Here is a 19,699-nt window from a genome sequence, read left to right on the forward strand (position 1 = left end):
CGCCATGGCGTTTTTACAGGTGAATGTTTATGTAAACTTATTTTGTCACGCGCCGTGATAAGGATTAGAATTGGCGACCATTAACAGGCCGCCACCGTCTTCCGACACAGCACCCGAGGAGCCATTCCATGCAGTTTTATTTTCCCATCGTGATCATCGATGAAGACTTCCGCTCCGAAAATACCAGCGGCTCCGGTATCCGGGAGCTGGCTTCGGCCATAGAGAAAGCCGGCATGGATGTGGTGGGCTACACCAGTTACGGGGATCTGACCTCTTTTGCCCAGCAACAAAGCCGGGCCGCCGGTTTCATCCTGTCGATCGACGATGAGGAATTCGGTGGCGGCAGCCGGGAAGAGACTCAGTCGGTGCTGGATCAGCTGCGCCGCTTTGTCGAGCAGATCCGCCATCGCAACCCGGATATTCCGATTTACCTGTACGGTGAGACCCGTACCGCCCGGCATATCCCCAACGACATACTGCGCGAGCTGCATGGCTTTATCCATATGCACGAAGACACTCCCGACTTCGTGGCCCGGCATATCATCCGCGAAGCCAAGAGCTACCTGGACTCGCTGGCACCGCCTTTCTTCCGCGCCCTGACCCATTATGCCCAGGACGGCTCCTATTCCTGGCACTGTCCGGGGCACTCGGGGGGGGTGGCCTTTTTGAAGTCACCGGTGGGGCGCATGTTCCACCAGTTCTTCGGTGAAAACATGCTGCGCGCCGATGTCTGCAATGCGGTGGACGAGCTGGGCCAGCTGCTGGACCATACCGGGCCGGTGGCCGCCTCGGAGCACAACGCCGCGCGGATTTTCAATGCCGATCATCTGTTTTTTGTCACCAACGGCACCTCTACTTCCAACAAGATAGTGTGGCACTCGACCGTGGCCCCGGGCGATATCGTGCTGGTGGATCGCAACTGCCACAAGTCGATCCTGCATGTGATCATGATGACCGGCGCCGTGCCGGTATTCCTGATGCCGACCCGTAACCATTACGGCATCATAGGCCCGATCCCGCGCAGCGAGTTTGAGCCCGCGCGTATCCGCGAGAAGATGATGGCCAATCCCTTCTGCCGCGAAATCCTCGAGAAGACGCCTGATGTCAAACCGCGGGTGCTGACCATTACCCAGTCCACCTACGACGGCATCCTCTATAACGTGGAGGAGATCAAGACCCTGCTGGACGGCGAGATCGACACCCTGCATTTTGACGAGGCCTGGTTGCCCCATGCGGCCTTCCATGACTTCTACGGTGACTATCACGCCATCGGCGAGGCACGGCCGCGCTGTAAGGACTCCATGGTGTTCGCCACCCAGTCGACCCACAAGCTGCTGGCGGGGATCTCCCAAGCCTCGCAGATCCTGGTGCAGGACGCAGAAGACAACAAGCTGGACCGGGATCTGTTCAACGAAGCCTACCTGATGCATACCTCAACCAGCCCCCAGTACGCCATCATCGCCTCCTGCGATGTGGCCGCGGCCATGATGGAAGCTCCGGGGGGCACGGCGCTGGTGGAGGAGTCCCTGGACGAGGCACTGGAATTCCGCCGCGCCATGCGCAAGGTGGATGACGAATACGGCGATGACTGGTGGTTCAAGGTGTGGGGGCCGGATGACTTGACCGATGACGGCCTGGATCACCGGGACGCCTGGATGCTGCACGCCGGAGAAAGCTGGCACGGTTTCGGGGATGTGGCCCCGGGCTTCAACCTGCTGGATCCGATCAAGGCCACCATTCTCACCCCGGGCCTGAACGTGGACGGCAACTTTGCCGATGACGGCATCCCCGCGGCCATCGTCGCCAAATATCTGGCCGAGCACGGGGTGGTGATCGAGAAAACCGGTCTCTATTCCTTCTTTATCATGTTTACCATCGGCATCACCAAGGGCCGCTGGAATACCATGGTCACCGCCCTGCAGCAGTTCAAGGATGACTACGACAAGAATGCACCCCTGTGGCGTATCCTGCCGGAGTTTATCCAGAAATATCCGCAATACGAACGGGTGGGCCTGCGCGACCTCTGCGCCGATATTCACCGCTTCTACAAGCAGAACAATGTGGCCCGGATGACCACGGAAATGTATCTGTCCGATCTGGTGCCGGCCATGAAACCGGCGGATGCCTTCGCCCGTATGGCCCACAAGAAGATCGACCGGGTGCCGCTGGATGAGTTGACCGGCCGGGTTACGGCGGTGATGCTCACCCCCTATCCGCCGGGCATTCCGCTGCTGATCCCGGGCGAGGTGTTCAACGACACCATCATCAGCTACCTGAAGTTTGCCCGTGAGTTCAATGGCAAATTCCCCGGCTTCGAAACCTTTATCCACGGGCTGGTGGCGGAACAGCAAGCGGGGCAGACCCACTACTATGTGGACTGCGTGGCGGAATAGGGAGCATCATGACCGACAAACCCTTTTCCCAGGCCTGTGAAAACAACAAGCGACCGATCCTGGCGGTGCTGCGGCAGGTGTTCGGGCGGTCCGGTGTGGTGCTGGAAGTCGGTAGCGGCACCGGCCAGCACGGGGTATTTTTTGCCGGGCAGCTGCCCCATCTGCATTGGCAGCCGAGTGACAGGGCCGAGAATATCCCCGGCATGTCGCTCTGGTTTGCCGAGGCCGGGCTGGCCAATCTGTTGCCGCCCCTGGTGCTGGATGTCACCCAGGACGGCTGGCCGGCCGGGCGTTATCAGGGGGTCTTTACCGCCAATACTCTGCATATCATGTCCTGGTCCGAGGTCGAGGCGATGTTTGCCGGGCTGGCCAGGGTCCTTGCACCGGAGGCATGGGTCTGTATCTACGGGCCTTTCAATTACGAGGGCCGTTTCACCAGCCCCAGCAACCGGGCCTTCGATGCCATGCTGCGCAGTCAGAATTCCCGGATGGGGATACGGGATATCGCGGACGTGACCGAGCTGGCCGAGCGGCATGGCCTGGCCCTGCAGGCGGATCATGCCATGCCCGCCAATAACCGGCTGCTGGTGTTTCAATATCATCGGTAGGAGGCCCGGCCCCGGGTCGATTTTCGGTGTCGCTTGCAGGCTCCTTGCAGTACAGTAGGTCGGGCCTTGGCCCGACGATTCCCCAATCCCTGCCCCCCCCAATGCCGGCCCAAGGGCACGACCTACAAGCTTCCCGCTTCAATCCTGTTGTTTAAAAGGCAATTGGGTGCGGCATTGCACCTGATAGCGGCGCATCTGCTCCGCTTCCCGGCGGCAGTAGTCGGCAATCGCCTCATTAAACCCCCGCTCGAACAGTTTGACATACCCGTAACAGAGCCGTGGCTCGAAGCCGCGCTGCAGCTTGTGCTCGCCCTGGGCCCCGGCATCGAAGCGGGCCAGGCCCTGTTCGATACAATATTCGATCCCCTGGTAATAACAGGCCTCGAAATGCAGGAACTCCAGCTCCTGCTCACAGCCCCAGTAACGGCCGTACAGGGTGTCATCGGAGCGAAAGCACAGGGCCCCGGCTACCAGTCGTTGCTCCCGATAGGCGGCAAACAGCACACATTGGTCGCGGCAATATTCTCCCCATCGCAAGAAGGTGTCCAGGGTCAGGTAGCCATCGTGTCCGGCGCGTTTCTGATAGGTGCGCCGATAGAAGTGGTAAAACTGCCGCCAGAGGTCGGGGATGAGGGCATCACCGGTCAGCGTGCGGAAACGGATGCCGCAATCCAGCACCCGGGCTCGCTCCTTCAGCAGGTTTTTGCGTTTGCGGGAGCTGAATCGGGCAAGGAAGTCGTCCATGCTCCGGTAACCCCGGTTCAGCCAGTGGAACTGCACATTGAGCCGTGGCAGCCAGTGCTGCTTCTGTAACTGCTGCCCCAGTTGCGGTTCGCAAAACAGGCACTGGTAGCCGCTGGCGCCGATTTTCTCACTCAGGGTGATTAACCCCTGCTCAAGCAGGGGCATGACTTGTGCCGGTTGATGGCCGGGCGCCAAACCCAGCCGGGGGCCGCCGGCGGGGGTAAAGGGAATGGCGCACACCAGCTTGGGATAATAGGCAAGCCGGTGGCGGTCGTAGGCCTCGGCAAAGGCCCAGTCGAACAGGTATTCGCCATAAGAATGGGTCTTGATATAGCAGGGCATGGCGGCAATCAGCTGCTGCCCCTGATACAGGCAGGCGTATTGTGGCAGCCAGCCGGACGCGGCCCCTATGCTGCCGCCCGCCTCCAGTGCCTGTAAAAAGCCATGGCGGGTAAAGGGATAGCTGTCGGCAAACAGACTGTCCCAGGTCACGGCGTTCACTTGGGTGATACTGGGGATAAAGACCAGTTCGGGGGAGGGCATGGCAACCTGTCTGATATCTAATATGGCTGCCGTCGAGTATACCATTTCCCCAATCCCCAATCCCCAATCCCCAATCCCCAATCCCCAATCCCCAATCCCCAATCCCCAATCCCCTTCCCAAGAAGATACCTACGCTCCCAGGGCTTGTCCCAAAAGGGGATCCGTGTCGCTGATTTAGAACCATGGCCGGATTGCGGCTTGCATGTGATTACAAATTGCTTATACTGCCAGCCCAAAGTTAACAATGCAGAACAAAAAACTAACAAATTGATATTTGGTGGATTTAAGTTTTGATATTGTATTTTGATTAAATATATTTGGCTATCAAATAAGTATTCACCAACCTTTCATAATATTGACAACTTATTCATTGTTGAGTTGTTTTTATTCTGCGAGCGCTAGGTGGGTTGCATAAAGATGCGGTTTTTTACCTTTTATAACCAAGTTGGGTGATTTGCCTGATTAAGGAAGGACAACCTATGGAAAAGACATTGCTGGGGCAGGCCGCCTGTAGCAGAAGAAACCTGCTGATGTTTCTGGTGCCATCGCTGGTGGGCATATTGCTGTTTATGACTCCGGTCAGTTATAACGGCGATCTCACCATCATGATTGCCGTGCTGGCCAAGGGCCTGCAGGCCGTGCTGGACGGTTACCTGGCCTTGATCGTGACCCTGCTGATCTGCGGCTCGGCGCTGATCAGCCTGTTTACCAAGGCAATGAAGCCGGCCTGGATAATCGAGCACCGCTTCCTGGGCAGCCTGTTCGATATCAGGCCTATCTGGCTGGTCAGCCGCCTGCTGGGTGCCCTGTTCGTGGTACTGGCTTACAGCCAGACCGGCAGCGAGCTTGTCTTCAGCGAGGTGACCGGTGGCCTGGTGCTCAACGATCTGCTGCCGGTGCTGTTCGCGGTGTTTATCTTTGCCGGCCTGCTGCTGCCCCTGTTGCTCGATTTTGGCCTGCTGGAATTTGTCGGCACCCTGCTGACCGGCCTGATGCGGCCCATCTTCCGCCTGCCCGGGCGTTCGGCGGTGGACTGCATGGCGTCCTGGCTGGGTGACGGCAGTGTGGGTATCCTGCTGACCAGCAAGCAATATGAAGGTCACCACTACACTCAGCGCGAAGCGGCGGTGATCGGCACCACCTTCTCGGCCGTCTCCATTACCTTCAGCCTGGTGGTACTGGCCCAGGTCAAACTTGAGCATATGTTCCTGCCCTATTATCTGGCCATCTGTGTCGCCGGCATCGTCGCCGCCATAGTGGTGCCCCGACTGCCGCCCCTGAGCCGCAAAAAAGATCTGTTTATCAACGGCCGGCCCCGCGGCCAGGATGATGAAGCCATCCCCGCCGGCCAATCGTCCCTGAGTCACGGCTTTAACCTGGCATTGACCCGTGCCGGCAAGGTGGAAGGCCTGGGCCAGGTGGCCAAGACCGGCGTGTATAACGCCCTGGATATGTTGTTCGGCGTGCTGCCGGTGGTGATGGCGTTCGGTACCCTGGCGCTGATCATCGCCGAAAACACGCCCTTGTTCAGCTGGCTGGGCATGCCTTTCGTGCCGTTGCTGGAGCTGTTGCAGATCCCCGAAGCCGCCGCCGCCTCGGAAACCATAGTGGTCGGCTTTGCCGATATGTTTATCCCGGCGATCCTGGCCACCTCCATCGAAAGCGAGATGACCCGCTTCGTGATTGCCGCCCTGTCGGTGACCCAGTTGATCTATATGTCGGAAGTGGGCGCCCTGCTGCTGGGCAGCAAGATCCCGGTGAATATCGTCGAGCTGTTCGTCATCTTCCTGCTGCGTACCCTGGTGACCCTGCCGGTGATCGCGCTGATCGCCCACCTGGTGTTCTAAGCCAGCCATATCAGCCGCGAATACCACGCCAAAGCCCCGCGAAAGCGGGGTTTTTTATGGCGGCTCATTATCGTTACCAACCCATGATATGGCATAAGCGTATTTCATTACTCCAGCCGAAAAATCATCGATTTATCGCGTCATTGACCTAAATGGCGCGATTTTATTGCGCCATATCAAAGAAGATCGTGTTATCGGCTCTCCGGACAGTTACAGGGCACAAAATCGTTACGCGGTGGTTGCTTTTTTGTTAAATCTTATTTATCTTCCCGGTTGGTTGGCATTATTGACCGCTAAAATGGCGTTTTTTTGAATTATTGTGCTAATAATTAGCCGATTTTGGCGGTGGTTATTCTATTGGTCATGTCTCATTTGGCTATGCTTTCCTGGTGGTATCCTAGCGGTACATCGGCCGGGTTTCTTAATGGAGTAAGATGAATGAAGCTGAAAAAAACGGTACTGGCAACCTCGTTACTGTCCTGTTCCCTGCTGGCCATGGCGGGACCGGCCTGGGCCGCGGACGTGCCCGCCGGCACCCAGCTGGCCAAGGTGCAGCAACTGATCAAGGGCAACGGCGCCGAGCCCGCCACCCTGGACCCCCATAAGACGGAAGGGGTGCCCGAGTCCAATATTCTGCGTGATCTGTTTGAAGGCCTGGTGGTATCCGGCCCCAACGGCGAAACCCTGCCCGGCGTCGCCGAGAGCTGGGAGACCCAAGACAACCAGAACTATCTCTTCCACCTGCGTGCCGACGCCAAATGGTCCAACGGCGAAGCGGTCACCGCCCATGACTTCGAGTACAGTTTCAAGCGGGCGATTGACCCCAAAACCGCTTCTTCCTACTCCTGGTACCTGGAAATCCCCACCATCATCAATGCCGGCGCCATCCTGAAAGGTGAAAAAGACCCCGCCACCCTGGGCGTCAAGGCCCTGGATGAGCGGACCCTGGAAATCAAGCTGGAACAGCCGGTGCCTTATTTTGTGACCATGCTGTCCCACACCACCACCTACCCGGTCAACCAGAAGGTGGTCGAGCAGTTCGGCGACGAATGGACCAAGCCGGGTAACCTGGTGTCCAACGGTGCCTATACCCTGTCCGGCTGGGTGGTCAACGAGAAGATCGAGCTTTCCCGCAACGCGCACTACTGGAACAACGACAAGACGGTGATCGGCAAGGTTACCTACCTGCCCATCGCCTCCCAGAATGCCGCCATGAACCGTTTCCTGGCCGGTGAGCTGGATATGACCTATGAAATGCCTATCGAGCATTTCAAGCGCCTGAGCAAAGAAAAGCCGGAAGAGGTCAAGATCGCCGGTTATGTCGGCACCTACTACTACCAGTTCAACACCAGGAGGGCGCCCTTTGACGACGTACGGGTGCGTAAGGCCCTGTCTTATGCCATCGACCGCAAGGTGATCGCCAACCTGGTGATGGGACAGGGGGAAAAACCCGGCTATACCATGACCCCGGAGATCGTCGATGGCTTTACCCCACCCGAGCTGGCGTGGGCGACCTGGCCCCAGCAGGAACTGGATGCCAAGGCCAAGGCGTTGCTGAGCGAGGCCGGTTATGACAAGGACAAGCCCCTGAAGCTGGAACTGCTCTACAACACCAGCGACAACCACAAGAAGGTGGCGGTGGCCGTGGCGTCCATGTGGAAGAAGCATCTGGGGGTCGAGGCCGAGCTGGTGAATCAGGAATGGAAGACCTATCTGGATACCAAGACCCAGGGCAACTTCGATGTCGCCCGGGCCGGTTGGATTGCCGACTACAACGAGGCGTCGTCCATGCTGGATCTGCTGCAGACCACCCATGGCAACAACGACGGCAAGTACTCCAACCTCAAGTATGACGAGCTGATGAAGGCCTCCCGCTCCATCGTCGACACGGTGGCCCGTAACGACAATTATGCCCAGGCCGAGGAAATCCTTGCCGAGGACATGCCTATCGCGCCTATCTACCAGTACGTAAAGGCCCGCCTGGTGCAGCAGCACGTGGGCGGTTACCCCAACAACCCGCTGGATAACCTCTATTCCAAGGATATGTATATCCTGGCCAATTAAGTCGTCGGGTGGCAGTACCATCTTGCTTGGACAGAAGTCAGGTCCGTTAGCAGACCCCCTGCGCCAGGGTCGAACAATGCTCCTGCATTTTCGACATTTCCGCCGTCCATGGCGGTCAGTGGCGCAGCGGAGCCTACAGGGATGTATTCATGGCGTGTCTGCATTCGGATTTGACTACTGTCGCACAGTTAGGGCCTACATCTGCAATTATCTTGAGGCACGACCATGTTTAAATTTATGGTAAGGCGAGTGCTGGAAGCCATTCCCACCCTGCTGGTGTTGATCACCATTTCCTTTTTTATGATGCGCTTCGCCCCGGGCAACCCCTTCAGCTCGGAGCGCAGCCTGCCCCCCGAGGTGCTGGCCAATATCGAGGCCAAATACGGGCTGGACAAGCCGGTGCTGGAGCAGTACTTCGGCTATCTGGGTAACCTGTTGCAGGGTGATCTGGGGCCCTCCTTCAAATACAAGGACTTTTCCGTCAACGATCTGGTGAGCCAGGCATTGCCGGTGTCCGCCGAAATCGGCCTGTATGCCTTCCTCGGCGCCGTGCTGTTCGGGGTGACACTGGGGGTGGTGGCGGCGCTCAGGCAAAACAGCTGGATTGATTATCTCACCATGTCGACGGCCATGGTCGGGGTGGTGATCCCCAGCTTCGTGCTGGCCCCCATCCTGGTGCTGGTATTCGCCATCAGTCTCAAATGGCTTCCAGCCGGCGGCTGGAACCAGGGCGCGCCCCAGTATCTGATCCTGCCGGTGGTGGGCATGATGATGCACTATATCTCGGCCATCGCCCGTATCACCCGGGGTTCCATGATCGAAACCATGAGCTCCAATTTTATCCGCACCGCCAGGGCCAAGGGCCTGCCCCTGCGCCACATCATCCTCCGGCACGCCCTGCGGCCGGCCATGTTGCCGGTGGTGTCCTACCTGGGACCGGCTTTCGTCGGCATCATTACCGGCTCTGTGGTGATCGAGACCATCTTCGGTTTGCCCGGCATCGGCCAGCTGTTCGTCAACGGCGCCCTCAACCGGGATTACTCCATGGTGCTGGGGCTGACCATACTGATCGGCGCCTTGACCATCGCCTTCAACGCCCTGGTCGATATCCTCTATGCGGTTATCGATCCCAAGATCCGTTACTAAGCCGGAGCACATCATGGTCTTAACCAAAGAAAAACGTGACGCCCTCGGACAGTTTTCCGAGCAGCTGGAGTTGGAGGGCCGCTCCCTGTGGATGGATGCCCGACGCCGCTTCTTCCATAACAAGGCGGCCCTGATCAGCCTGATCATCCTCGGCTTAATCACCGTGCTGGTGCTGGTGGGGCCTTCCCTGTCCCCATACGCCTATGACGAGACCGATTGGGGCGCCATGATGGCGGCCCCCAGCCTGGATAGCGGCCATTACTTCGGCACCGACTCCCTGGGCAGGGATCTGTTCGTGCGCACCCTGGTGGGGGGACGCATCTCGCTGATGGTGGGGCTGATGGGTGCCTTGGTGGCGGTGATCATCGGCACCCTGTACGGTGCCGCCTCCGGTTTTATCGGCGGGCGCACCGACCGGGTGATGATGCGGCTGCTGGAGATCCTCTATTCCTTCCCCTTTATGTTCTTCGTGATCCTGCTGGTGACCTTCTTCGGGCGCAACATACTGCTGATCTTCTTCGCTATAGGGGCGGTCAGCTGGCTGGATATGGCGCGTATCGTGCGCGGCCAGACCCTGAGCCTGAAGAGCAAGGAATTCATCGAGGCGGCGGAAGTCTGTGGGGTCGGCAAGGCCACCATAGTCACTCGGCACATAGTGCCTAATGTGCTCGGCATAGTGGCGGTATATGCCACCCTGCTGGTGCCCGGCATGATCCTGTTTGAATCTTTCCTCAGCTTCCTCGGCCTGGGAGTACAGGAGCCGATGACCAGCTGGGGTGCCTTGCTGGACGAAGGCTCCAAGTCGATGGAGATTGCCCTGTGGCAGCTGTTATTCCCGGCCGGTTTCATGGTCACCACCCTGTTCTGTTTCAACTTTCTGGGGGACGGTCTGCGTGACGCCCTGGATCCGAAAGATCGTTAAGGAGCGCCGTCGATGAAGCTGTTGGAAGTCCAGGATCTGCGGGTGGAATTCACCACCCCGGACGGCAATGTGGTGGCCGTCAACGACCTCAATTTCTCCCTGGATGCGGGAGAAACCCTGGGCATAGTGGGCGAATCCGGCTCCGGCAAGAGCCAGACCGCCTTCGCCATCATGGGGCTGCTGGCCAGGAACGGCATCACCTCCGGCTCCGCCCGCTTTGAAGGGCGGGAAGTGCTGAACCTGCCGGAGAAGGAGCTTAACCGGATCCGCTCCGAGCAGGTTGCGATGATCTTCCAGGACCCCATGACCTCACTCAACCCCTATATGAAGGTGGGCCCCCAGCTGATGGAAGTGCTGATGCTGCACAAGGGCATGACCAAGGCCCAGGCCTTCGAGGAATCCGTGCGCATGCTGGATGCGGTGAAGATCCCCGAGGCCCGTAAGCGCATGGGGATGTTTCCCCATGAATTCTCCGGCGGTATGCGCCAGCGGGTGATGATCGCCATGGCCTTGTTGTGCCGGCCCAGGTTGCTGATCGCCGACGAGCCGACCACGGCCCTGGATGTCACCGTTCAGGCCCAGATCATGACGCTGTTGAACGAGCTGAAGCGGGAGTTCAACACCGCCATCATCATGATCACCCACGACCTGGGGGTGGTGGCCGGCAGCTGCAACAAGGTACTGGTGATGTATGCCGGCCGGACCATGGAAGTTGGCCTGGTGGACGACATCTTCTATCGACCTAGCCACCCCTACACCGAAGGGTTGCTGAAGGCGATCCCCCGGCTGGATACGGGCGGGGGGGTGCTGCCGACCATTCCCGGCAATCCCCCCAACCTGTTGCAGCTACCGGCCGGTTGCCCGTTCCAGCAACGCTGCCACCGGGTACATGATATCTGCCGCAGTGAGACGCCGCCGCTGACCCGCTTCGGGGAAGGGCGCCAGCGCGCATGCCATTGGGATTGGGAGGCCAAGAATGTCGGATAAAAAACTGTTGCTGGACGTACGCGCGCTCAAGGTGCACTTCGAGGTCAAGGGCGAGCAGGCCTGGCCCTGGTCCAGGCCTGCGGTCCTGAAGGCGGTGGACGGTGTCAGCCTCAAGCTGTACGAGGGGGAAACCCTGGGGGTGGTGGGTGAGTCCGGCTGTGGCAAGTCCACCCTGGCCCGGGCGGTGATCGGCCTGGTGCAGGCCAGTGCCGGCGAGGTGGTTTGGCTGGGCCGGGATCTCACTCGACTGGGGCATAAGGAGTTGCGGGAAAAGCGCAAGGAAATCCAGATGATCTTCCAGGACCCGCTGGCCTCCCTCAATCCCAGGATGACCATAGGCGATATCATCGCCGAGCCATTGCGCACCTTCTACCCGCAGATGCCGAAGGCGGAGGTGAAGGACAAGGTCAGAGCCATGATGGTGAAAGTCGGTCTGCTGCCCAATGTGGTCAACCGCTATCCCCATGAGTTCTCCGGCGGCCAGTGCCAGCGCATCGGCATCGCCCGGGCGTTGATCCTGGAACCTAAGCTGGTTATCTGCGATGAGCCGGTCTCGGCTCTGGACGTATCCATCCAGGCTCAGGTGGTCAACCTGCTGAAGGAGCTGCAGCGGGAGATGGGGTTGTCGCTTGTCTTCATCGCCCACGATCTGTCGGTGGTGAAGCATATCTCGGATCGGGTGCTGGTGATGTATCTGGGCACGGCGGTGGAGCTGGGGGAGGGCAAGGCGTTGTTCGAGCGGCCCACCCATCCCTACACCCGGGCGCTGATGAGCGCGGTGCCGGTGCCGGATCCGGATTATGAACGCTGCAAGCAGGTGCAGATCCTGCACGGCGAGCTGCCGTCGCCGCTCACGCCGCCGTCCGGTTGCGTGTTTCGCACCCGTTGCCCGCTGGCGGACGCAGGTTGCGCCCAGACCCGGCCGGTACTGGAGGGCAGTGAACAGCATCGGGTGGCCTGCCTCAAGGTGGCGGTAGAGCCAGGCAGGTAACTGAGGAGTGGGGGATTGGGGAAGAGGAAATTGATGAATAAGTCCCCAGTCCCCAGTCCCGCTTATTGCTGCTGAATCATCCAGATCTGGAAGGCGCGGCGGGTGTCCTTGTCGGCGGCATTCCACCAGTGCTTGAGCATATCCAAGGCATCGGCATTGACGCTGGCATCTCCAAACTGGGCCTCGGCGGCGGCCAGGGCGGCGTCGGTGCGACCGCCGAAGGATTTGCCGGTTTCTTCCAGGTAATCCTGGATGCCGCGGGCCACATCCATGCCGGCGGGTCTGTGGATGCTATAGAGTTCGGCTTCAACCGGCTGGCCGCTATTCTGGTCGACGATGCGCAGCTGGCTGCCTTGATCGCGCAGGAACGCCTGCGCGGCTCGGTAATTGACCGGGGTCTGGTAATCCAGGGTCAGCTCGGCATCTTCCGGCACCTCCAGGGTGATTATCACCGGATCGCCGTTCAGCACCCGGATATCGGTGCGGGTGGAGTAATCCTCGGTATAGCTGATGGCGAACTGGTGCTTGCCTGCCTTCACATCGACGTTATGTATGCCGCGCATGGCGCTGTGGTCGGTCTTTTTGCCGTCGACCAGTAAAATCTGATAAGGCTGGGGGGCTTCAAAGCTGGCGGCCATGGCGCCGAAGGGCAGGCTGACCACGGCCAGGGCGGCGAGGGTAGTACGCATTTTCATCAAGGGCTCCTACACAGGATAAGCAAATGCCAAGCATTTGAACTGGCTGAGATATTAACGCTCCGGATTGTGGCAACTTTAGCGCGCCGGCGCAATGCTCAAAACCAGGCCTGCCAGGCCAGCTTGAGCGACAGGGCCAGCACCATCACCACAAATATGGGCCGGATAAAGCCGGCACCAAAGCGGATCGCCGAGCGGGCACCGATAAAGGAGCCCGCCATGATGCCCACGCTCAGGGTCAGCCCCAGTATCCAGTCCACCTGACCCAGGGCGATAAAGGTCAGTAGCGACACCAGATTGCTCGTTAGCACCATGCCCTTGGCCAAGCCGGACGCCAACAGCAGGTTGAGCCGGTACAGGGCCATCGACGAGACGATCAAAAAGGCCCCGGCGCCCGGGCCGAAGGCGCCGTCATAGGCGCCGAGCAGGCCACCCTGCCACCATTGGCGACGGTGCAGCTGCTGACCGGGTCTGGGCAGTTGATTGCCCTGGTGCTCGCGCCGGCGATTGACGATGGTGTAGATGGCCACCCCGAAGATCAGCAGGGGCAGCAGCTTTTCCAGCCAGAGAGCGTTGATCTGGTTGATAAGCAAGGTGCCAACCAGGGCGCCGACGGCGGCGGCCAGCAGGGCTCGCCACCAGAACCCCGGCTGCAGCAGCCGCTGGCGATAAAAGGTGAGCGCGGAGGTGAGCGAGCTCAGGCTGGCCGCTACCTTGTTGGTGCCCAGCGCCATATGGGGTGGCAGGCCAGCGCTGAGCAGGGCGGGAATGGTCACCAGCCCGCCGCCGCCGGCTACCGCATCGAGGAAGCCGGCCAGCAGGCCGGTCAGCGCCAGCAGAAAATAAACGGAAAAATCCAATGCCATCAGTCTGTTATTTCTTGGGTAAAGGGCGGCAGGGCGGCCAGCAGGGCGGCCCCGTAACGGCGGGTGACGATGCGCCGGTCGAGCAGCACGATTCTACCCTGATCCGTCTCGCTGCGCAGCAGCCGGCCGCAGGCCTGAATGAGTTTGCGTGACGCCTCGGGTACGGTCAGCTCCATAAAGGGATTGCCGCCGCGCAGGCTGATCCATTCCGCCATCGCCTCTTCCACCGGCGAGGTGGGCACGGCGAAGGGCAGCTTGGTGATGATCAGATTGGTCAGGTAATGGCCGGGCAAGTCCAGCCCTTCGGAAAAACTGCCGGTGCCGAACAGTACGCTGGGGCTGCCGCCGTCGCGGCGCAACCGATGCAGCTGCAGCAGGCTCTGGCGGCTGGCCTCGCCTTGCACCAGCAGGCTCAGGCCTTTGGCCCTCAAGCCTTCGGCGACCACCTGCATCTGCCGGTAGGAAGAAAACAGCACCAGGTTGGCTCCTTGCTCCTCCAGCCAGCGGGGCAACTGTTCGATTAGCACCCGATCGAAACCGGCGTCGCCGGGCTCACAGCCGATATCCGGGATGGTCAGTCGGGAGCCGGGGTAGTCAAAGGGGGAGTTCAGGCGCAGATATTGGCTGCCGTCATCGGCCTTCAGGCCCACGGCGCGGCGAAAGTAGCTGAAGTCGTTGAGGGCGGTGAAGGTGGCTGACACCATGATCACCGCCGTGGCCCGGGACCAGCACCATTGCTCCAGCAAATAGCCCACCGCCAGCGGGGTGGCGCACAGGCTGATATCCTGATTTTTGTCATCCTGCTCCAGCCAGCGGGCCGGAGGCGTATGTTTGGGGCCCAGCGGGCGGGTCATCAGCTCACAGAGGGTGGCGGTCTGTTCGGCGCGCAACTGGGCCTGGTTGAGGCTCGCCAGCCAGGGCTCCGCCTGTTTCAGTGGCAGGCTGCCCAGCTTGAGTTGTTCGGCGACCTGGGCCTGCAGCCGCTCCAGGCCACGCTGCAGGCCGGTATTTTCTTCTTTCAACTGCACCAGCTGCAGGTGCAGGGCGTCGGGCAGCTCACCGGCGGCGAAGCGCAGGCAGCCCTGCTCATCGGTGGTCAGTTCGGAGCCACTCAGGGATTGTTGCAGGGCGCTCAGGGTCGGGATCTGCTGTTGCAGCGCCGACTGCACCCGGGCCAGCACGCGCTGGGCATCGGGCTCGGTCAGTCCTGCCGCATGCTTGCCGAGGCCCTGGTTAAACAGCTCCAGCCAGCGGCGGGTGGCGCGCAGCGGCAGCCGGGCCGAACCCTGATCGCGGGCGATATCGGCAATATGATGGGCCTCGTCCAGCACATAGATACAGGCTTCCGGCTCGGGCAGGATGATGCCGCCGCCCATCTTCAGATCGGCCAGCAGCAGGGCATGGTTGACGACGATCACCTCCACCTTGTCCAGTTCGTTGCGGGCCAGCTGAAAGGGACAATGCTGATGACCGAGCTGGGGCTGACAGCCGTGGCGTTGGGCCTGGATCAGCTGCCAGAGTTCGTCGGTGATGGGCCTGGGCCAGCTGTCCCTATCACCGGCCCAGGCGCCGCTCTGGCGCGCCTGCCACAATTCGGCCACCAGCGCCTGGTCGGCGGCGCCCAGGCCGGCGACCGGCTCCAGCAGGCTGAACTGGGACTCGCCCTCCGCCAGTTGGGCCAACTTGTGGTTGCAGCAATAGCGGCCCCGGCCCTTGGCCAGGGCGAAACGAAACGCCGGCAGGCAGTGCCGCAGATAGAGGGGCAGGTCTTTCTCGACTAACTGCTCCTGCAGAGCCAGGGTGGCGGTGGAGATCACCAGTTTTTTCTGGTTGAGACGGGCCCAGGGCACGGCGGCCTGGATATAGGCCAGGGATTTGCCGATGCCGGTGCCGGCTTCGGCCACCAGGATGCGGCGGCTCGGCTGATAGTGGCCCATCAATACCCGGCCGATTTCGGCCACCAGGTAATTTTGCGCACGGCGCGGCTTGAAACCCGCGATCGCATCGCTGAGGCGGCGGTAATTGTCGCGGACAAGGGTAGGATATTGGGTATCTGTCATCGGCCGGCCTGGAAGGAAAGTTGGCGCAGAGTATACCGGCTAGATGAATTATCGCCAGATGCAAGGCGATGGTGCGGGAAAGGGGGCGGTTGTCACATTTGTGTAACGTGCGAGCGTTAATGTTCTAAAAAGTTCCCGAGTTATTGTTGCGCGGCCAAAAAACCGATGATAGGCTGCCTGCCATAGTGACGTGTTACGTTGCTAACACAGGGAATTACAAGGACTTAGTGTTTAATAACAGTAGGCATACATAAAATGAAAAAAACGATTCTTGCACTGACTATTCCGGCTCTGTTCGCCACCTCCGCCAGCGCCGTTGAAATCTACTCCGCCGAGGACGGCTCCAAAGTTGAAGCCTACGGCCGTGTGCAGTACAACGCCGGTGAGCTGAAAGGCAGAGACAATGAAAACATCGGTGGTGACGGCGAAGCCCGTCTGGGTTTCAACGTCCTGTATAACCTGAACAACGATGTCGACCTGATCGGTAAGCTGGAATGGCAGGTAACCGCAGAAAGCAATAACGATAACAAAACCCAAGATATCGACGCCCGTTATGCCTGGGCCGGTTTCCGCTTTATGGATACCACCGACCTGACCTTCGGCAAGAGCGAAAACCCCTTCGTCCAGCTGTCCAACGTAACTGATATCTTCAACATCAACGGTGCCGCCTCTTATCTGCACGGCTTCCGTATCGATGACCAGGTTCGCGTTTCCTATGCCGATAACGGTGTTGATCTGCGTGCTGCCTATGCCTTCGCCGATGAAAACCGCTTTAGCAATGCTGATGGCACTCCCGAAAACCAGTATAGCCTGTCTGCCGGCTATGCCACCCCCTTCGGCCTGGGTTTGGTTGCCGCCTATGAAGCACAGAATAAACGTGGTGGCAATAACGACCTGGACTTCTGGGGCCTGGGTGTTAACTACGCCATCGACGGCTTCTATGTGGGTGGTACCTACGGCGAGTCCGACAATGACGCGGCCAATGACGTACGTTTCTGGGAACTGGCCACCAGCTACAGCGTAGATGCTTGGACTATGATTGCTGCCTACAACAACCGGAAAGAAACCGAAGGCGCTGAAGACACCAAGGTAGACGAGTATGTGCTGGGTGTTCAGTACAAGTTCACTCCCAAGACCAAGGTATACGGTGAATACGTGATCAACGATGTCACCGGCTCTAACGACCGTTACGGCGTTGGTATCCAGTACAACTTCTAATATCGGTTAACTCCGAATTAGCAGTAAAAAGCCGGCTTAACGCCGGCTTTTTTAGTGACCGTGGGTCCGATTCCAGTAGGAGGCCCGAATTCTCCAATCCCCAATTCCCAATCAGAGCTCCCACACCCCATGCTGGGCCTTGTTGTATTTTTCCTCACAGGGCGCGCAGCGCTGGCGGCAGGGATCTTGCCACAGCAGCTCAGGGGGCAGCGGCGCCTCGCAATCACTGCACAGGCCATACAAGCCCAGCCGCCACTGACAGAGGGCGGCATCCACCCGCTTGAGCAGCTTGATTTGGGCCTGCAGTTGAGGACTGGCGTGGAGTGCCGGCAGATCGGCCCATTCATCCGCCGGCAGGGCAAGCAGATCATCGGCCAGGCTGGTGTCCAACGCGCGTACCGCATCGAGGAAGGCCCGACGCCGCTGCCGGGCCTGCGCCCGTAATCTCGCTGCTAACTGTTTGTTTGTCATTATCTTGTCCATCTTGACATCCGACACTGATACCTGGGGGCAGTATAGGGCCGGGGCGAGTTGACAAAGATGATACGAATCAAAGGAGTGTCAGGCAGCGCTGGATCTCGTCGGCCCGCTTGAGGGTGCGGATCTGCTGAAACAAGGCACTGGCTTGCGGGTACTGCAGCTTTAAATAGCTCAGCCACTGCTTGACCCGGTTGGGGTAATAAACGCCCTTGTCGCCGGTGATCTCCTGGCGGGAATAATCCAGCAACAGGCGGATCACCTCCGGCCAGGCGAGCGGCCGCTGCTCCACCTTGATAACGGCGGCCAGGTTGGGCAGGGCCAGGGCGCCGCGGCCCAGCATCAGACTGGTGCCGCCGCTCTGGAGCTGCGCCCGCCGGCCGTCGGCGGCATTCCAGATTTCACCGTTGGCGATCACCGGGATGGCAACGGCCCGGCGGATTTCCGCGATGTGATGCCAGTAGGCGGGGGGACGGTAGCCATCCCGCTTGCTGCGGGCATGCACCGTCAGTTCATCCACGCCGCCCTCATACAGGGCCCGGCTGTTTTCCAGGTAGCTGTCCCGTTCATTCAGTCCTAGCCGGATCTTGGCGCTGACCGGCAGGTGGGCCGGCACCGCGGCGCGTACCGCGCGGGCGATGCGGTAGAGTTGCTCGCTGTTATCCAGCAGGGCGGCGCCGCCCCTGTGCTTGTTGACGGTCTTGGCCGGGCAGCCGAAGTTGAGATCGATGCCGTTGGCCCCAAGTCGGCAGGCTTGGGCTGCATTTTCCGCCAGCCAGTCCGCTTCCTGCCCCAACAGCTGGATGCGCACCGGCGTGCCGCTGGGGGTTGTGCAGCCCCGATGCAGCTCGGGGCACAAGCGATAAAATACCCGTGGAGGCAGGCGCATATCCACCACCCGGATAAACTCGGTGACGCACAGGTCGTAAGGGTTGATACGGGTCAGCAGATCCCGCATCAGGTGGTCAAGCACCCCTTCCATCGGGGCTAAAATCAGGCGCATAGGGGCTCGGCAAAAGGCGGGATTTTAAAGCTTGGAACGGGATGCGGCAAGCGGGAAGCCGGAAGAGCAGGGACTTCCCGCTTGCCGTTGGGGCTGTTATGCTGGGGATGTTTGCAGAGGAGGCCGTTATGCGCGTACTGTTTGCCCTGCTTGGCAGCCTGTCTTTGGGTCTGGGGGTGCTGGGCGTTTTTTTACCGGTGTTGCCGACCACCCCCTTTGTCTTGCTTTCGGCCTTCCTGTTTGGCAAATCCTCCCCCCGGGTGCATCGCTGGCTGCTCCATCATCCCTGGTTCGGCGGCATGATCCAGGACTGGCAGCAGTGCCGGGGCCTGCGCTCCCATGTTCGTCGCCGGGCACTGCTGTTGATGAGCGCAAGCTTCGCCTTTTCTATCTATATGGTCCCCCTATGGTGGGTGAAAATCGGACTGGTGCTGACATATGTTGCCCTGTTGGTGTGGTTTTTGCGCTTACCCCTGCTCCCGGACCGGCCTGCGGTTGCAATGAAACAGCCTAGGCCCTAAGCTAGCCGCAATTGAATGACCATGCCCTCATGTTCAGTGGGCACTTTTTTCAGGGCTGCCATCATCTTATGAAACAAGAAACTCTTAAACTGATTGCCGACAGCATCGCCACCATTGCCGATTATCCCCAGCCGGGGATCCAGTTTCGCGATATCACCAGCCTGGTGGAAAACCCCCAAGCCTTTGGCCTGACCATAGAGGCGATGGTCGAGCAGTACCGTCATTCCGGCATTACCAAGGTGTTGGGCACCGAGGCGCGAGGCTTTATCTTCGGCGCCCCGGTGGCCGCCGCCTTGGGGGTGGGCTTTGTGCCGGCGCGCAAGCCGGGCAAGTTGCCCCGGGAGGTGATCGAAGTTGCCTATGATCTGGAATACGGCCAGGACAAGCTGCAGATCCATGTGGATGCGATCTCACCGGGTGAGAAGGTGCTGATCATCGATGATCTTCTGGCCACCGGCGGTACCGTCGAGGCGGCGGTCAAGCTGGTGCGGCGCTGTGGCGGCGAAGTGCAGGACGCGGCCTTTGTGATTGCCCTGCCTGCCCTGGGTGGAGTGCAGCGCCTGACCCACCTGGGCGTGAAGGTAATGAGCCTGGTCGAGTTTGACGGTGACTGA

17 protein-coding genes are annotated in these 19,699 nt (G+C 59.9%); 11 read left to right on the top strand and 6 right to left on the bottom strand.

The features are described 5' to 3' along the window. Positions 1–128 precede the first annotated feature (128 nt). Positions 129–2,393 (top strand): Orn/Lys/Arg family decarboxylase, encoded by a 2,265-nt coding sequence (locus ABD806_RS02595; protein ID WP_344954405.1) that lies wholly within the window; start codon positions 129–131, stop codon positions 2,391–2,393. An 8-nt stretch (positions 2,394–2,401) separates the two neighbouring features. Further along, positions 2,402–3,001 (top strand): DUF938 domain-containing protein, encoded by a 600-nt coding sequence (locus ABD806_RS02600; RefSeq protein ID WP_344954407.1) that lies wholly within the window; start codon positions 2,402–2,404, stop codon positions 2,999–3,001. Positions 3,002–3,139: 138 nt separating this feature from the next. On the opposite strand, the gene ABD806_RS02605 is transcribed toward ABD806_RS02600, so the two are convergent. Continuing rightward, a complete protein-coding gene (locus ABD806_RS02605; protein ID WP_344954409.1) occupies positions 3,140–4,288 on the bottom strand; it encodes a GNAT family N-acetyltransferase in 1,149 nt (382 codons plus the stop codon). Between the two features lie 479 nt (positions 4,289–4,767). On the opposite strand from ABD806_RS02605, the gene ABD806_RS02610 reads away from it, so the two are divergent. The 6 genes from ABD806_RS02610 to oppF all read left to right on the top strand — a co-directional run bounded on the left by ABD806_RS02610 (position 4,768) and on the right by oppF (position 12,245). Further along, entirely contained in the window at positions 4,768–6,135 is a 1,368-nt protein-coding gene (locus ABD806_RS02610; RefSeq protein WP_344954411.1) for a YjiH family protein, read from the top strand. Positions 6,136–6,573: 438 nt separating this feature from the next. Beyond that, positions 6,574–8,199, top strand: a complete 1,626-nt coding sequence (locus ABD806_RS02615; RefSeq protein WP_344954412.1) for an ABC transporter substrate-binding protein — start codon at positions 6,574–6,576, stop codon at positions 8,197–8,199. Between the two features lie 225 nt (positions 8,200–8,424). Then, the gene (gene oppB / locus ABD806_RS02620; protein WP_344954414.1) at positions 8,425–9,345 is read left to right on the top strand and encodes an oligopeptide ABC transporter permease OppB; all 921 of its coding nucleotides are present in this window, start codon (positions 8,425–8,427) and stop codon (positions 9,343–9,345) included. A gap of 13 nt (positions 9,346–9,358) precedes the next feature. Further along, a complete protein-coding gene (oppC, locus tag ABD806_RS02625; protein WP_344954416.1) occupies positions 9,359–10,267 on the top strand; it encodes an oligopeptide ABC transporter permease OppC in 909 nt (302 codons plus the stop codon). Positions 10,268–10,279: 12 nt separating this feature from the next. After that, the gene (oppD, locus tag ABD806_RS02630; protein ID WP_344954418.1) at positions 10,280–11,254 is read left to right on the top strand and encodes an ABC transporter ATP-binding protein; all 975 of its coding nucleotides are present in this window, start codon (positions 10,280–10,282) and stop codon (positions 11,252–11,254) included. Continuing rightward, positions 11,244–12,245 carry a murein tripeptide/oligopeptide ABC transporter ATP binding protein OppF gene (gene oppF / locus ABD806_RS02635; protein WP_344954420.1) on the top strand — a complete coding sequence of 334 codons (1,002 nt, stop codon included), beginning with the start codon at positions 11,244–11,246 and terminating at the stop codon, positions 12,243–12,245. Before oppD ends, oppF begins: the two co-directional genes overlap by 11 nt. A gap of 62 nt (positions 12,246–12,307) precedes the next feature. Here the strand turns inward: oppF and ABD806_RS02640 are convergent, their stop codons facing one another. The 3 genes from ABD806_RS02640 to dinG all read right to left on the bottom strand — a co-directional run bounded on the left by ABD806_RS02640 (position 12,308) and on the right by dinG (position 15,866). After that, on the bottom strand, positions 12,308–12,940 hold the full coding sequence (locus ABD806_RS02640; protein ID WP_344954422.1) for a YccT family protein: 633 nt from the start codon (positions 12,938–12,940) through the stop codon (positions 12,308–12,310). 98 nt (positions 12,941–13,038) lie between these two features. Next, positions 13,039–13,806 carry a sulfite exporter TauE/SafE family protein gene (locus tag ABD806_RS02645; RefSeq protein WP_344954424.1) on the bottom strand — a complete coding sequence of 256 codons (768 nt, stop codon included), beginning with the start codon at positions 13,804–13,806 and terminating at the stop codon, positions 13,039–13,041. Then, positions 13,806–15,866, bottom strand: coding sequence for an ATP-dependent DNA helicase DinG (gene dinG, locus ABD806_RS02650; protein WP_344954426.1), 2,061 nt, complete (start codon positions 15,864–15,866; stop codon positions 13,806–13,808). The genes ABD806_RS02645 and dinG overlap by 1 nt, the downstream gene beginning before the upstream one ends. 255 nt (positions 15,867–16,121) lie before the next feature. Here dinG and ABD806_RS02655 point away from each other — a divergent pair, with 255 nt between their 5' ends. Then, the gene (locus tag ABD806_RS02655; protein ID WP_344954428.1) at positions 16,122–17,084 is read left to right on the top strand and encodes a porin; all 963 of its coding nucleotides are present in this window, start codon (positions 16,122–16,124) and stop codon (positions 17,082–17,084) included. Between the two features lie 111 nt (positions 17,085–17,195). Here ABD806_RS02655 and ABD806_RS02660 read toward each other — a convergent pair whose 3' ends face one another. Next, positions 17,196–17,555, bottom strand: a complete 360-nt coding sequence (locus tag ABD806_RS02660; RefSeq protein WP_344954430.1) for a transcriptional regulator, TraR/DksA family protein — start codon at positions 17,553–17,555, stop codon at positions 17,196–17,198. A gap of 79 nt (positions 17,556–17,634) precedes the next feature. Beyond that, complete coding sequence (locus ABD806_RS02665) at positions 17,635–18,564, bottom strand: tRNA-dihydrouridine synthase (protein WP_344954432.1); 930 nt, start codon at positions 18,562–18,564, stop codon at positions 17,635–17,637. A 128-nt stretch (positions 18,565–18,692) separates the two neighbouring features. Between ABD806_RS02665 and ABD806_RS02670 the strand changes: the two genes are divergently transcribed. Together ABD806_RS02670 and apt are read left to right on the top strand one after the other, a co-directional pair. Then, positions 18,693–19,085 carry a YbaN family protein gene (locus ABD806_RS02670; protein ID WP_344954434.1) on the top strand — a complete coding sequence of 131 codons (393 nt, stop codon included), beginning with the start codon at positions 18,693–18,695 and terminating at the stop codon, positions 19,083–19,085. A gap of 68 nt (positions 19,086–19,153) precedes the next feature. Beyond that, positions 19,154–19,699, top strand: coding sequence for an adenine phosphoribosyltransferase (gene apt / locus ABD806_RS02675; RefSeq protein ID WP_344954436.1), 546 nt, complete (start codon positions 19,154–19,156; stop codon positions 19,697–19,699).

Source organism: Zobellella aerophila (assembly GCF_039539325.1).
In the GTDB taxonomy this organism is placed as follows: domain Bacteria; phylum Pseudomonadota; class Gammaproteobacteria; order Enterobacterales; family Aeromonadaceae; genus Oceanimonas; species Oceanimonas aerophila.

Excerpts from the sequence above, each read along its gene's own strand:
- ABD806_RS02615 (WP_344954412.1), top strand. The coding sequence starts at position 6,574 with ATGAAGCTGAAAAAAACGGTACTGGCAACCTCGTTACTGTCCTGTTCC.
- oppF (WP_344954420.1), top strand. The coding sequence starts at position 11,244 with ATGTCGGATAAAAAACTGTTGCTGGACGTACGCGCGCTCAAGGTGCAC.
- ABD806_RS02645 (WP_344954424.1), bottom strand. The coding sequence starts at position 13,806 with ATGGCATTGGATTTTTCCGTTTATTTTCTGCTGGCGCTGACCGGCCTG.
- oppB (WP_344954414.1), top strand. The coding sequence starts at position 8,425 with ATGTTTAAATTTATGGTAAGGCGAGTGCTGGAAGCCATTCCCACCCTG.
- ABD806_RS02660 (WP_344954430.1), bottom strand. The coding sequence starts at position 17,555 with ATGACAAACAAACAGTTAGCAGCGAGATTACGGGCGCAGGCCCGGCAG.
- ABD806_RS02655 (WP_344954428.1), top strand. The coding sequence starts at position 16,122 with ATGAAAAAAACGATTCTTGCACTGACTATTCCGGCTCTGTTCGCCACC.
- dinG (WP_344954426.1), bottom strand. The coding sequence starts at position 15,866 with ATGACAGATACCCAATATCCTACCCTTGTCCGCGACAATTACCGCCGC.
- oppC (WP_344954416.1), top strand. The coding sequence starts at position 9,359 with ATGGTCTTAACCAAAGAAAAACGTGACGCCCTCGGACAGTTTTCCGAG.
- ABD806_RS02670 (WP_344954434.1), top strand. The coding sequence starts at position 18,693 with ATGCGCGTACTGTTTGCCCTGCTTGGCAGCCTGTCTTTGGGTCTGGGG.
- ABD806_RS02665 (WP_344954432.1), bottom strand. The coding sequence starts at position 18,564 with ATGCGCCTGATTTTAGCCCCGATGGAAGGGGTGCTTGACCACCTGATG.
- ABD806_RS02610 (WP_344954411.1), top strand. The coding sequence starts at position 4,768 with ATGGAAAAGACATTGCTGGGGCAGGCCGCCTGTAGCAGAAGAAACCTG.
- ABD806_RS02595 (WP_344954405.1), top strand. The coding sequence starts at position 129 with ATGCAGTTTTATTTTCCCATCGTGATCATCGATGAAGACTTCCGCTCC.
- oppD (WP_344954418.1), top strand. The coding sequence starts at position 10,280 with ATGAAGCTGTTGGAAGTCCAGGATCTGCGGGTGGAATTCACCACCCCG.
- apt (WP_344954436.1), top strand. The coding sequence starts at position 19,154 with ATGAAACAAGAAACTCTTAAACTGATTGCCGACAGCATCGCCACCATT.
- ABD806_RS02605 (WP_344954409.1), bottom strand. The coding sequence starts at position 4,288 with ATGCCCTCCCCCGAACTGGTCTTTATCCCCAGTATCACCCAAGTGAAC.
- ABD806_RS02600 (WP_344954407.1), top strand. The coding sequence starts at position 2,402 with ATGACCGACAAACCCTTTTCCCAGGCCTGTGAAAACAACAAGCGACCG.
- ABD806_RS02640 (WP_344954422.1), bottom strand. The coding sequence starts at position 12,940 with ATGAAAATGCGTACTACCCTCGCCGCCCTGGCCGTGGTCAGCCTGCCC.